The following is a 12221-nucleotide window of genomic DNA, read 5'->3' as shown; positions in this document are numbered from 1 at the left end:
GCCGCCCTCGTTGCCGCTGTGGCTGCTCTTGCGCCAGGCGGCCGTGGTTGCTCATGGCAGTGGCGAGTGCCTGGCGTGTGATGTGGAGGATGGGATCGTCGGGGTCCTTGCCGTCGCGCACGCCGACGCCGCGCCCAAGCCCGGCCAGCTCGACGTATTCGCCGCCCTCGCTGCCGCTGTGGCTGCTCTTGCACCAGGCGGCCGTGTGGTTGCTCATGGCTGTGGCGAGTGCCTGGCCTGTGATGTGGAGGATGGGACCGTCGGGGTCCTTGCCGTCGCGCACACCGACACTGCCGCCAAGGTCGGCCAACTCGACGCGTTGGCCGCCCTCACCGCCGCTGTGGCTGCTCTTGCGCCAGTTGGTGTGCGAGGGGTGGTGGCTGCTCCTTGGCCACTCCGTCATTGGAGCTTGATGGCGGCGGCGAGGGCCTGGCGTGTGACGTGCAGGATCGGGCCGTGGGGATCCTTGCTGACGCGCACACCAACACCGCGCCCGAGCCCGGCCAACTCAACGCGTTGGCCGCCCTCACCGCCGCTGTGGTCGCTCTTACGCTAGGCGGCCGTGTGGCGGCTGATGGCCGTCGCCAAAGCGTGGCGCGTTGTTTGGAGGACGGGCCCGTGAGGATCCTTGCTGTCGCGGATAGCGATGCCGCCGCCAATGCCAGCCAACTCGACGCACTGGCCTCCGTCGCCTCCACTGTGGCTGCTCTTGCGCCAAGAGGCGGAGAGAAGATCTGAGGTGCTCAAGGGTTCTCCATCACTGCTCGGATCAGTTCGATTGAGTCCTCGGCGCTCAGAGCCGAGGCCCTGATCAAATCGAACTCCACCCTAAGCGTTTCGACCTCTTCGTGTTGAGTGATGGAGAGGCCGAAGCCGTTGACCCCATCTACGTATGCGCTGTCGGGCTCCTCCTTGTGACTGAAGAGTGTGAATGCCGCAGGGCTGAAGTCTTTCGCTGAAGTCGGCACGACCTGGATGGTGATGTTGAGCCGTCGGGCCAAGTCGAGGAGGTGACCCAGCTGCTCACGATGAGCTTCCGGCGCGCCTACAGGGCGACGGAGAGCCCACTCTGAGACCAGGACCAAGACCCAGGGTGGGCGTTTGCGATGCAAGATCGCCTGGCGGGCGACTCGGGCGGATACGGCCTCCTCTAGCTTGTCTCCGTCGTAGCGGGAGTTGAGGATGGCGCGGGTGTAGGGCTCTTCCTGGAGCAAGCCAGGAATATGCAGCGGGTCGAAGACGCGGATGGACGTTGCCACGCGTTCGAACTCGACGTAGGGGCGGAACCAGCCTGGGATCACTTCTTCGGCGGCCAGGGCCTGGAGATCTTCGAATTCTTCGTCGAGGTTGAAGATCTTGTCGAAGCGGCGGGACATGTCCGGGGTGGCGACCTTGACGCCGGTCTCGATCTTGGAGATGAGGTCGCCGGCGCAGAAGACCTTTTCGGCGAACTGGGGCTGTGACCAGCCGTGTTTGTCGCGGTACTTGCGGAGGCGGTGGCCGTAGTGGGACTTGGCCGACTCGGCGGGTTGGAGCTTCTTGCGATTCGTCATCGAGTCGGTCCTCGTTCTGTCGAGGCGTGTCGAGTTCCTTCCGGTACTGAACGTAGTCATCCGGTTTCAGGATCGGTGTCGAATCAGTCCAACGAGGACTCACCGATGGGGCAGGAACATGTGCGACGACTTCACCCTGGTGCTCGACCCGGTTCCGGAGGCGGCCAGGGCGGCGCGGGAACTGGTGGACAAGGCGTTCGCGGCGGAAGGCCTGGAATCGTACGACGCGCGGCTCGTCGTGACGGAGCTGTTCAGCAACGCGGCGCGGGTGTCGCGGAAGGGGCAGCACGTGGTGGTGCGGGTGGTCCTGGAGCCGGGACGGCGGGTGGTCGAGGTCTGGGACCAGTGCGACGACCCGCTCGTGATGCGGGTCGCGGGTGCCGACGACGAGGGTGGCCGGGGGTTGTTCGTCATCGACGAGCTGGTGGACGACTGGGGGGTGCGGGCGCTGAGCAGCGGCGGGAAGGTCGTGTGGGCCGCGCTTCACGCCAGTGGCCTTCTCCGGGTTGCCCAACCCGCACGCGAGCGCTCGATCGGGTCGTGAAGCAGAACAACACAGGGCGAGGGTCTGAGCCGCTCGCCCCGCGCTGTTCCTTCGGGGGAAACCGATCCCCCGATGTCACTTATTGTGTCCAAATGGTGACGTAGTTAAACCGGGTCAGGTGCCTGCGGGCTCCAGCTGCTTGGGGGCGGGGGCCTCGCTGGACTCGCGGATGCCGTAGCGGGCGTACAGGCGGGCCAGGCCCGGGGGCGCCCACCAGTTGGCGCGGCCCAGCAGGCGCATGGTCGCGGGCACGAGGACGGCGCGGACGATGGTGGCGTCGACCAGGAAGGCGATCGCCATGATCACGCCGGTCATCTTGATGAACGTGATGCCCGAGGTGGAGAAGGCGCCGATCACCACGATGAACAGCAGGGCGGCGCTGGTGATGATGCCGCCCGTGCGCTGGAGGCCGATCGCGACGGCCTGGGTGTTGTCACCGGTCAGGTCGTACTGCTCGCGGATCCGGGACAGGAGGAAGACCTCGTAGTCCATGGAGAGGCCGAAGAGCATCGCCAGCATCAGGATCGGCATCGCCGGGGCGATGGAGCCGGTCGCGGTGAAGTCCAGGGCGCCCGAGAGGTTGCCGTCCTGGAAGATCCAGACCATCGCGCCGAACGCGGCGGAGAGGGAGAGGAGGTTCATCAGGATGGCCTTGAGGGGGAGCACCACCGAGCCGAAGGCCAGGAAGAGCAGGATGAACGTGGCGATCCCGACGGTGACGGCCAGCCAGGGGAGGGTGGCGCCGATGCTGTCGAGCTGGTCCACCAGATCGGCCGAGACGCCCCCGATATGGGTCTCGGCACCGGGTGTGGGAGGCACGTCGCGGACACGCTCGACCAGGGCGCGGGCCTCGGCGGAGCTGGGGTCCGGCTGGTAGAGGAGGGCGATGCGGGTGGTGCCGTTCTGCGAGCCGGTGACGGTGGCGGCGGTGACGCCGTCGACCGCGGCCAGCCGGTCGGTGTAGGCCTTGACCTCGGCGGCGCCGGTGCCTGTCACGACGGCCTCGATGGGGCTGGTGGCGTTGCGCGGGAAGTCGCGTTCGAGGGTCTCGGCGACGACGCGGGCCTCCGCGCCGGCCGGGAGCACCTTGGCGTCCACGCCGCCCCAGTTGATGCCGAGGAACGGGGCGCCGAGGGACAGGATCAGCGCGGTGGCGGCGACGGCGTAGATCACCGGGCGGCGCATCACGCTGTGGCCGAACCGCAGCCAGCGGTCGCTCGCGGCGCGCCTGCGGCGGCGGACGGTGAGCGCGTTGACCTTCGGGCCGAGCACGGCCAGGAGGGCGGGCAGGACGGTGAGCGCGGCGACCATGCAGACCAGCACGGTGGCGATGCCGCCGTAGCCCATCGAGACCAGGAAGTTCTGGTCGAACAGCAGCAGGCCGGCGAGGGACACCGCGACGGTGACGCCGGAGACGGCGACCGTGCGGCCCGCGGTGGCCATGGTGGCGGCGACGGCGTCCTCGACGGAGGACGTGCGTTCGAGCTCCTCGCGGAAACGGCCGACGACGAAGAGGCCGTAGTCGATGGCCAGGCCCAGGCCGAGGAACGTGGTGATGTTGATCGCGAAGATCGACACGTCGGTGGTGTAGGTCAGGACGTGCAGAGCGGTGAACGACCCCAGTACGGCCACCCCGCCGATGAGCATCGGCAGGCTCGCCGCGACCAGGCTGCCGAAGATGATCACCAGCAGGATGATCAGGATGGGCGTGGCCATGGCCTCGGCGCGGGCGATGTCGGACGAGACCCGTTCGTTGACGGCGGTCTCGGTGCCCTGCTGCCCGCCGATCTTCGCGGTCAGGCCGCCGGACACCTCGGTGAGGTCGCCGGCGATCGTGTCGTAGTTCTTCTCCCGCGTCTCCTGGTCGGCGCCGGCCAGCTGGATCACCGCGTAGGTGGCGGTGCGGTCCTTGCTGACCAGCTGCGGCGCCTGCGACGTCCAGTAGGTGGTGGTGCGCGCGGTCGTCCCGGCGGGCAGCGCGTTCAGCGAACGGTCGACCGCCTGGCGGAAGGCCGGGTCGTCGACGGTGCGGCCGCCGCCGGTGTAGAGGACGACGACGTCGGCGCCGTCCCGGCCGAGGTCGCGCTCGGCGATCCGTTCCGCGCGGGCGCTCTCGCTGCCGGGCGTGTCGAACCCGCCGGCGGAGGTGAGGGCGCCGAAGACGCCGGTGCCCCAGACGGCCATGAAGACGACCGCGATGAGTGACAGTCCCAGGATCGGCCGCCGCCGTCGATGTACGAGGCGGCCCCAGCTTTCGAACATCGTGTGCTCCCCACACGTTGGTGACGATCGGTCACTTGCGTGAACGCCGTTAACTCGCTAACGGTGTTAACATTGCATGCAGCGTTAACTCCCGTCAAGGGTGTTTTTGGGGAATCATGCGGAGGCACTCGTCGGGGGAAAGGAGTCAGCGGCGGTGGCGGAGACACGACGAGACCGGCTGCGCGCGGCGACCGTGCGGGAGATCTCCGACACGGCGCGGCGCATCCTGGTCGACGAGGGCCCGGAGGCCGTCACGCTGCGCGCGATCGCCCGCGAGATGGGCATGACCGCGCCCGCGCTCTACCGCTACTTCGACAGCCACGGCGAGCTGCTGCGGCACCTGATCGGCGACATCTTCACCGAGCTCACCACCGCTCTGCACGCCGACATCTCCGCCGTCCCCGAGGGCGACATCAGCGGCAAGTTCCTGGCGGCGTCGCGCGGGTTCCGGCGCTGGGCGCTGGCCCACCGGCGCGAGTACGCGCTGCTGTTCGGCGCGCCGCTGCCCGGCCTGGGCCACAAGGAGCAGGCCGACTTCGCCGAGGAGTGCGCCCGGACGTTCGGCTGGACGTTCCTCACGCTCTTCCTGGAGTTGTGGCAGAAGCGGCGGTTCCCGGTCCCCGCGGACGACGAGATCGACCCGGCGCTGGTCGGGCAGCTGCGCCGCTACCGGGACGAGGTCATCCAGGTCGACCTGCCGCTCGGCGTCATCCAGCGGTTCCTGCAGTGCTGGGTCCGGCTCCAGGGCGGGGTCAGCCTGGAGGTCTTCGGCCATCTCGACTTCGCCCTGGAGGACCCGGGCCCGATCTTCGAGCTCATGGTCAGGGAGATCGGGGCGATGCTGGGCCTGACGTACGCGCCGCCCGCGTCCTGAACGCGCCCGACCGCCTCCCGCTCACGCTCAACGTCGGCGTCACCACCGTGAAGACGCACGTCGCCGGCCTGACGCGGAAGACGGGTCGCCCCAACCGCATCAGGTCGGCGGTGTACGTCAGTACTGCGGAAGGCTCGGGTCGATCTGGTTGACCCAGGCGACCACGCCGCCGCCGACGTGCACGGCGTCGCCGAAGCCCGCGCTCTTGACGACCGCGAGCGCCTCGGCGGACCGCACGCCCGACTTGCAGTGCAGGACGATCTTCTTGTCCTGCGGCAGCCTCTCCAGGGCGGACCCGTTGAGGAAGTCGCCCTTGGGGATCAGCGTCGAGCCCGGGATCTTGACGATCTCGTACTCGTTGATCTCGCGGACGTCCACCAGGAAGATGTCGTCGTCGCGGTCCTGCATGGCCTTGAGGTCGTGCACCGAGATCGTGGAGTCCTTGGCCGCCTCGGCGGCCTCGTCGGACACCGCGCCGCAGAACGCCTCGTAGTCCTCGAGCAGCTCGGTCTGCGTCGGGTTCTTGCCGCACAGCGGGCACTCGGGGTCCTTGCGGACCTTGACGTTGCGGTAGCTCATCTCGAGGGCGTCGTAGACGGTCAGCCGGCCGACCAGCGGGTCGCCGATGCCGGTGATCAGCTTGATCGCCTCGTTGACCTGGATGGAGCCGATGGACGCGCAGAGCACGCCCAGGACGCCGCCCTCGGCGCAGGAGGGCACCATGCCGGGCGGCGGCGGCTCGGGGTAGAGGCAGCGGTAGCACGGCCCGTGCTCGGCCCAGAACACCGAGGCCTGCCCGTCGAACCGGTAGATCGAGCCCCACACGTAGGGCTTGCCGAGCAGCACCGCGGCGTCGTTGACCATGTAACGGGTCGCGAAGTTGTCGGTGCCGTCGACGATCAGGTCGTACCGGGCGAAGATCTCCAGCACGTTGTCGCGGTCGAGCGAGGTGTTGTGCACCTGGATGTCGATCAGCGGGTTGATCTCGCGCACCGTCTCGGCGGCGGACTCGGCCTTGGGCTTGCCGAGGGTCGACTGCCGGTGGATGATCTGCCGCTGGAGGTTGGACTCGTCGACGACGTCGAAGTCGATGATGCCCAGCGTGCCCACGCCGGCCGCGGCGAGGTACATCAGGGCGGGGGAGCCGAGGCCGCCCGCGCCGACGCACAGGACCTTGGCGTTCTTGAGGCGCTTCTGCCCGGCCATCCCCACGTCGGGGATGATCAGGTGTCGCGAGTAACGATTGACCTCGTCACGGGTGAGCTCCGCTGCGGGCTCGACCAGAGGTGGCAACGACACGGTGAGTGCTCCTGTGCTGACGCTCGGTTCTTGGTGCGTGGTTGATACGGGCCGGGACGTCGTCGTCCTTCACGCCACAACCCTGCCATGACCGCTCGCATTCCCGGACGGGGGGAAGGTCGTTCCTGTCCGGGAGAGGGCGGAATGCGGCGATCCACGGATAACCTTGGCGGTTGTGGCGTTCCAGCCCCCCTATCACCAGCCGCCGGTCCAGCCGGGCCCACCGGCGGGGCCTCCGGTGGAACCGACGCGCCCGCCCGGCACCGTCCTCGGCCTGCGCGCGCGGCAGTGGATGATCGTGGCCATCACGCTCGGCTGCGTCTACGTCGTGGTCACCGCGGCCGCCCTCACCGGGGCCTGGGCGACGCTCAACCGCGAGCCCACCAACGCCGAGCTCAAGCGCGCCGCCGCGGCCGAGGTCGCGCGCCGCTGGCAGGCCTGGCCGTCCGGTCGGATCTTCCCCGAACGGGTGTCGTACACGACGAGCAGCGCCGGGCGCAGCGAGTTCGCCGGGCGGCTGGGCATCGTGCCCGGCACCGACTGCGCCGCCGCCGTCGACGGCGAGCTGGCCGCCGTCCTCGGCAGGCACGGCTGCCGCGCCGTGCTGCGCGCCACCTACACCGACCAGCTCGAAGGCGTCGTGGTCACGGTCGGCGTGGTGGTGTTCCCGGACGCGTTCGCCGCCGACCGCGCGTTCAAGCAGATCCCGGCCTCGACACCGGCCGACGCGGTCCGCGCGCGCGGCGTGCGCCCCGCGCTGCGCGCCGCCGCCTTTCCCGGCACCGCGGGGGCCCGGTTCACCGACGCCGCCCGCCAGGATCGGACGTCCGACCGCGGCGGGCCGTACGTCGTACTGACCACTTCGGGCCAGTCCGACGGCCGTCCGGCCTCGGCCATCACCAAGGTGCGCCCGGGGCTGCCGTTCGAGTCGGCCCCGCAGATCGGCCGCCAGATCGCGCGGTCGCTCTCGCAGCAGGCGCTGCCCGACTGTTCCAGCGACGAGTGGCGGTGCTGATGCTCCTGCGCAAGACGGCGGCCACCATGACGGCCACCGTGGCGGCCGTCACGGTGGCCGTCACGGCCGGCGCGCTGCCCCTGCTCGTGCCCGCGCCGGCCCGGGCCGACGAGGTGCGCGACCGGCAGCAGCCCATGATCCGGTCGCTGTCCCTCGAACAGGCGTGGCGGGTCACCCGCGGCGCCGGCGCGAAGGTGGCGGTGGTCGACTCCGGCGTCGACCCCGACCAGGCCGACCTGAAGGGCTCCGTCACCACCGGGCCCAACATGATCGCCGACGTCGACCGCGGCGCGCGGCCGGCCCGGCAGCACGGCACCGGGATGGCCTCGCTGATCGCCGGGCACGGCCACGGGCCGGGCGGCGGCTCCGGGGTGATCGGCGTCGCGCCGCGGGCGCGCATCCTGGCGATCCGCGCCATCGCCGAGCCCGAGGACCCCAGCTACAGCCGGTACAAGTCCGACGGCGAGGGCGACGGCGTCGCGGCGGGCATCCGCTACGCCGCCGACAACGGCGCCGACGTCATCAACCTCTCGCTCGGCGAGCTCGACGAGGACGCCGACGAGCGCAAGGCCATCGGCTACGCCATCAGCAAGGGCGTGGTCGTCGTCTCGGCCGCGGGCAACGACGGCGACAAGCGGCGGCGCCTCGACAAGGACGGCTTCGCCCCCTACTCCTACCCGGCGTCCTACCCCGGCGTGATCGCGGTGGCGGCGACCACCCCCGCCCGCGAGCGCGCCCCGTTCTCCAACCGCAACTACTCGGTCCTGGTCGCGGCGCCCGGCGCCGAGATGGTCACCGCGGGGCCCGGGGGCGAGTACTTCATCACCGCCGGCACCAGCGACGCGTGCGCCGTCGTCTCGGGGATCGCGGCGCTGATCCGGGCCAAGTACCCCAAGCTGCCGCCCGCCCTGGTCTCCCAGGCGCTCGTCGCCAGCGCCCGCAACGGCCCGTCCGGCAAGTACAACCCGGGGCTGGGCTTCGGCGAGGTCGACGCCGCCCGCGCGCTCAAGGCCGCGGCCACCCTGACCACGCCGCAGGCCGGGCTGGCCGGCAAGGCGGGCGGCCAGCGGTTCGGCGAGGGTCCGCGGCCCGGCCCGGTCGCCATCATCGAACGGCCCTTCTGGCTGCGCCCCATGATCTTCGGCGTCATCGTGGCGGGCGTCGCCGGCGCGGTCGCGGCACTGGTGATCGCGGTGTTGCTGGCCCGCCGCAACCCGCGTCCCGCCCTGCCCGAAGGGGGCCCGCACATGGCGTCCTTCGCGCCGCCCGGATCGGCCCCGCCGTCGCTCCGTCCGCCCGCGCACGGGCCTGCCCCGCCGTCCGCGCACGGGCCCACCTGGCCTACCTGATTCCTCCCGCCGCGCTTCTCGGCTACGCTCCGCTGCGTGCGTGCCGAGATCTCGCCCCCGGACCTGGAGCCGGAGCCGGAGGAGCCGGAGGACGGTGGCATGGCACGTTCACTCTTCGCGACGATCGCGGCGGGGCTGGTGATCGTGTGCGGCGTCGCCGTGCTGGTGCCGATGGCCCTGCGGCTCGCCGGTGAGCTGACGCGCGAGCCGACCGCCGCCGAGCTCCGCGACGCGGCGGCCGGTGAGATCGCCCGGCGGTACGTCACGTGGGAGTCCGGCCGCATCTTCCCCGAGCAGATCACCTACACGCTGGACGTCGGCGGCGACGAGACCGCGCGCCGGGCCGGGATCTCGCCGGACACCCGGTGCGAGACCGCGGTCGACCCGCAGCTGACCGGCCGGCTCAAGGACTGCCGCGGCGTGCTGCGGGCCGTCTACCTGGACGAGCCGCAGGGCCTGGCGATCGCGGTCGGCGTCGCGGTGTTCCCGGACGAGCGCGCCGCCAAGGCCGCCGCGGCCTGGTTCCCGATCCGCGAGCCGCGGCCGGGGCTGCGCGCGGTGGCGTTCCCCGCCTCGGTGACGTCGCGGTTCGGCGACGCCGCCCGGCAGGCCGCGGCCGTCCGGCAGCGCGGCCCCTACGTCGTGGCCGCGGCCGTCGGCTACGTGGACGGCAGGCCGGCCGTCAAGGGCGCGCGCAGGCAGGACGACCTGTTCGCGCTCGCGCCCCAGCTCATCACCGCGGTGCTCGGCCCGCTCACCACCCCGGCGAAGGTCGACTGCGAGGCCGAGGGGTGGACGTGCTGAGGAGGGCCGCCGCGGCGGCCGCCGCCCTGCTGGCGCTCGTCCCCGGGACGCCCGCCCGGGGCGACGAGATCCGGGACCGGACGGCCCCCGTCATGGAGTCGCTGAACGTGCCGCGCGCCTGGGAGCTGTCCAAGGGCTCCGGCGTCACCGTCGCCGTCCTCGACTCCGGGGTCGACCCCGACCAGGCCGACCTCACCGGCTCGGTGGTGACCGGCCCCGACTACACCGAGGGCGCCAACCCGCCCGGCGTCGCGCCGAGCCGCCTGCACGGCACCAACATGGCGTCCATCATCGCCGGGCACGGCCACGGCCCCGCCGGGCAGGACGGCGTGATGGGCGTCGCCCCGCAGGCCCGCCTGCTCGCCCTCCGCGTGATCGTGGAGAACGACGAGCCGGGCTTCGGCCACTTCGTCGACAACGAACGTTTCGAGGGGACGATCGCCCGCGGCATCCGCTACGCGGTCGACAACGGCGCCGACGTCATCAACCTCTCGCTCGGCCGCAGCGCCGCCACCAAGGACGAACGCGCGGCCATCGCCTACGCGCTGAGCAAGAACGTGGTCGTGGTCGCCGCCGCGGGCAACGCCGGCGCCACCGAGAAGGCCCGCCGCAGCGGCCACGCGCCGTTCTCCTACCCGGCCTCGTTCCCCGGCGTCATCTCGGTCGCGGCGGTCGACGAGAAGGGCGCGCACGCGGGCTTCTCCAACCGCAACTCCGCGGTCGTCCTCTCCGCGCCCGGCGTCCGCATCATCGGCGCGGGCCCGGGGGAGCAGTACTGGATCGGCGACGGCACCAGCCCGGCGACCGCGTTCGTCTCCGGCGTGGCCGCGCTGATCCGCTCCCGCCATCCCGGCCTGGCCCCCGCCCTGGTCACCCAGGCCATCGTGACGAGCACCCGGCACCGTCCGGCGGGCGGCTACGATCTCGGCGTCGGGTTCGGCACGATCGACGCGCACGCGGCGGTGGCCGAGTCCGACCGGATCGCCGCGGCGCGCGTCACCGGTCTCGGCCTGCCCGCCGCCGGCCGCTTCGGCGTCGGCGAGCCCGGCCCGATCCGCGTCGTCCACCGCGACGGCCGCCTCATCCTCACCTCCGCGTCCGCCTGCGCCCTCGCGATCGCCGCCCTGGTCCTCGGCCTGGCCCTGGCCGTCCGACGAAGATCAGAAAGCGACGCCGAGCCGCGACCATCATGAGACGCGGCGGGCCGTACGACGCGGTGCGGCCGGGCGGGTTCGGCGCGCCGGCCCTGGCCGGGGCCGTTCTCGTCGGCACGTCTCGTCGGCACGGCGTTGTGGCTCGTCCCGCGCCGGCGGCGGGCGGGGAGCCGGAGCCCGAGGTGGCGGCGGAAGCGCCCGCGCCGGAAGAATCGGGGATGTCGACGGAGCCGGATGAGCGCATGGAGCCGGATGAGCATGGAGCCGGATGAGTACGCCGAGATCGTGCTGGACACGGTGGAGCGGATTCCGCCGGGCCAGGTGATGTCGTACGGGGACGTCGCCGAGCTGGTCGGGGCCGGTGGCCCGCGGCAGGTGGGGCGGGTCATGTCGCTGTACGGGGGCGGGGTGCCCTGGTGGCGCGTGGTGCGCGCCGACGGGCGTCCCGCCGAGGGGCACGAGGTGCGGGCGTTCGAGGAGTACCGCGTGGAGGGCACGCCGGTGCGGCCGGACGGGCGGCGGGTCGACATGCGGCGCGCACGCTGGGACGGGTCGGACGGCATGGACGGCACGGACGCACAGACGTAACAAAACGGGCATCTGGTTCGAACATCCGGGCCTTACGGTCACGGCGTGAAGACGGCCGACCTGCTGCGCGATCCCGAGTTGCGGCTGCGCGCGCTGGCGTGCCCGGAGCGGCTCGACCGCCCGGTGCGCCAGGTGTTCGTCACCGACATGCCCGATCCCGGGCGTTACCTGGACGGCGGCGAGCTCGTCCTGACGGGCGTGATGTGGCGCCGCGGGCCGTACGACTCCGCGCCGTTCGTCGGCGTGCTCGCGGCCAAGCGGATCGCGGCGCTGGCGGCCGGGGAGGCGTTCCAGCCCGTGCCGGACGACCTGGTGGAGGCCTGCGACCGGTACGGGGTGCCGCTCGTGGCGGTGCCCGGGGAGACGCCGCTCTCGCGCCTGATGGCGATCGTGGTGCGCCGGCTGGACGCCGAGGTGGCCGATCCCGGCGTGCCCGTCGCGTCGCACGCCAGCCTGCTGGCGCGCCTGCCGGGGGAGACCCGGCGTGGTTTCCGTCACGAGGTGCTGGGCGCGGTGATCGCCTACGATCGGGACGTCCGGAGCGATCTGCTGGGCACCCTGACCGAGTTCCTGGCCTGTTCGGGTTCGTGGACGACGTGCGCGCGCCGCCTCAACGTCCACGTGAACACCCTGCGGTATCGCATCCGGCGGATCGAGGAGCTCACCGGCCGCGATCTGTCCACTCTGGACGACCGCGTCGATCTGCTGCTCGCGTTGCGCGCCTGACACAGGTATCGAATACTGTTTCGATCGTCACATCCGCGACATGCGTGGGATGT

The 12221-nt window shown here is 71.6% G+C and carries 13 protein-coding genes and 1 pseudogene; 8 read left to right on the top strand and 6 right to left on the bottom strand.

From position 1 onward, the window contains the following. From ABZ810_RS31585 to ABZ810_RS31570, 4 genes and pseudogenes are all read right to left on the bottom strand, one after another. Window positions 1-403: DUF397 domain-containing protein (locus ABZ810_RS31585; RefSeq protein WP_358409525.1), on the bottom strand; the 403-nt coding region annotated here is incomplete at its 3' end. After that, window positions 400-540: pseudogene (locus tag ABZ810_RS31580) on the bottom strand (DUF397 domain-containing protein); the annotation flags it as partial. The gene ABZ810_RS31585 and the pseudogene ABZ810_RS31580, both read right to left, overlap by 4 nt. A gap of 12 nt (window positions 541-552) precedes the next feature. Beyond that, window positions 553-747 carry a DUF397 domain-containing protein gene (locus tag ABZ810_RS31575; protein ID WP_358409524.1) on the bottom strand — a complete coding sequence of 65 codons (195 nt, stop codon included), beginning with the start codon at window positions 745-747 and terminating at the stop codon, window positions 553-555. Continuing rightward, complete coding sequence (locus ABZ810_RS31570; protein ID WP_358409522.1) at window positions 744-1553, bottom strand: helix-turn-helix transcriptional regulator; 810 nt, start codon at window positions 1551-1553, stop codon at window positions 744-746. Before ABZ810_RS31570 ends, ABZ810_RS31575 begins: the two co-directional genes overlap by 4 nt. Window positions 1554-1671: 118 nt before the next feature. Between ABZ810_RS31570 and ABZ810_RS31565 the strand changes: the two genes are divergently transcribed. After that, window positions 1672-2097: an ATP-binding protein gene (locus ABZ810_RS31565; protein ID WP_358409521.1), complete on the top strand. Its 426-nt coding sequence runs from the start codon at window positions 1672-1674 to the stop codon at window positions 2095-2097. Between the two features lie 114 nt (window positions 2098-2211). Here ABZ810_RS31565 and ABZ810_RS31560 read toward each other — a convergent pair whose 3' ends face one another. Then, window positions 2212-4359: an MMPL family transporter gene (locus ABZ810_RS31560; RefSeq protein ID WP_358409520.1), complete on the bottom strand. Its 2148-nt coding sequence runs from the start codon at window positions 4357-4359 to the stop codon at window positions 2212-2214. 154 nt (window positions 4360-4513) lie between these two features. Between ABZ810_RS31560 and ABZ810_RS31555 the strand changes: the two genes are divergently transcribed. Beyond that, a complete protein-coding gene (locus tag ABZ810_RS31555; RefSeq protein ID WP_358409519.1) occupies window positions 4514-5233 on the top strand; it encodes a TetR/AcrR family transcriptional regulator in 720 nt (239 codons plus the stop codon). Between the two features lie 117 nt (window positions 5234-5350). Here the strand turns inward: ABZ810_RS31555 and moeZ are convergent, their stop codons facing one another. Beyond that, window positions 5351-6532 (bottom strand): adenylyltransferase/sulfurtransferase MoeZ, encoded by a 1182-nt coding sequence (gene moeZ / locus ABZ810_RS31550; protein WP_358409517.1) that lies wholly within the window; start codon window positions 6530-6532, stop codon window positions 5351-5353. Between the two features lie 238 nt (window positions 6533-6770). Here moeZ and ABZ810_RS31545 point away from each other — a divergent pair, with 238 nt between their 5' ends. The 6 genes from ABZ810_RS31545 (at window position 6771) to ABZ810_RS31520 (ending at window position 12168) form a co-directional block, all read left to right on the top strand. Continuing rightward, window positions 6771-7547 carry a sensor domain-containing protein gene (locus ABZ810_RS31545; RefSeq protein ID WP_358409515.1) on the top strand — a complete coding sequence of 259 codons (777 nt, stop codon included), beginning with the start codon at window positions 6771-6773 and terminating at the stop codon, window positions 7545-7547. Beyond that, window positions 7547-8896: a S8 family serine peptidase gene (locus ABZ810_RS31540; RefSeq protein WP_358409541.1), complete on the top strand. Its 1350-nt coding sequence runs from the start codon at window positions 7547-7549 to the stop codon at window positions 8894-8896. Before ABZ810_RS31545 ends, ABZ810_RS31540 begins: the two co-directional genes overlap by 1 nt. A gap of 36 nt (window positions 8897-8932) precedes the next feature. Beyond that, entirely contained in the window at window positions 8933-9700 is a 768-nt protein-coding gene (locus ABZ810_RS31535; RefSeq protein WP_358409514.1) for a hypothetical protein, read from the top strand. Next, window positions 9694-10893: a S8 family serine peptidase gene (locus tag ABZ810_RS31530; RefSeq protein WP_358409513.1), complete on the top strand. Its 1200-nt coding sequence runs from the start codon at window positions 9694-9696 to the stop codon at window positions 10891-10893. The genes ABZ810_RS31535 and ABZ810_RS31530 overlap by 7 nt, the downstream gene beginning before the upstream one ends. 195 nt (window positions 10894-11088) lie before the next feature. After that, window positions 11089-11442 (top strand): MGMT family protein, encoded by a 354-nt coding sequence (locus tag ABZ810_RS31525; RefSeq protein WP_358409511.1) that lies wholly within the window; start codon window positions 11089-11091, stop codon window positions 11440-11442. Window positions 11443-11487: 45 nt separating this feature from the next. After that, window positions 11488-12168, top strand: coding sequence for a PucR family transcriptional regulator ligand-binding domain-containing protein (locus ABZ810_RS31520; protein WP_358409510.1), 681 nt, complete (start codon window positions 11488-11490; stop codon window positions 12166-12168). Window positions 12169-12221: the final 53 nt, after the last annotated feature.

This window comes from Spirillospora sp. NPDC047279, assembly GCF_040643285.1.
Lineage (GTDB): Bacteria > Actinomycetota > Actinomycetes > Streptosporangiales > Streptosporangiaceae > Spirillospora.
Note: the sequence above shows the minus strand (reverse complement) of the source record. Positions and strands in the feature narration are given on the sequence as shown.

Bases quoted from the DNA above. Each gene is read 5' to 3' on its own strand.
- ABZ810_RS31570 (WP_358409522.1), bottom strand. From the start codon at position 1,553: ATGACGAATCGCAAGAAGCTCCAACCCGCCGAGTCGGCCAAGTCCCAC.
- ABZ810_RS31565 (WP_358409521.1), top strand. From the start codon at position 1,672: ATGTGCGACGACTTCACCCTGGTGCTCGACCCGGTTCCGGAGGCGGCC.
- ABZ810_RS31560 (WP_358409520.1), bottom strand. From the start codon at position 4,359: ATGTTCGAAAGCTGGGGCCGCCTCGTACATCGACGGCGGCGGCCGATC.
- ABZ810_RS31540 (WP_358409541.1), top strand. From the start codon at position 7,547: ATGCTCCTGCGCAAGACGGCGGCCACCATGACGGCCACCGTGGCGGCC.
- ABZ810_RS31525 (WP_358409511.1), top strand. From the start codon at position 11,089: ATGAGCGCATGGAGCCGGATGAGCATGGAGCCGGATGAGTACGCCGAG.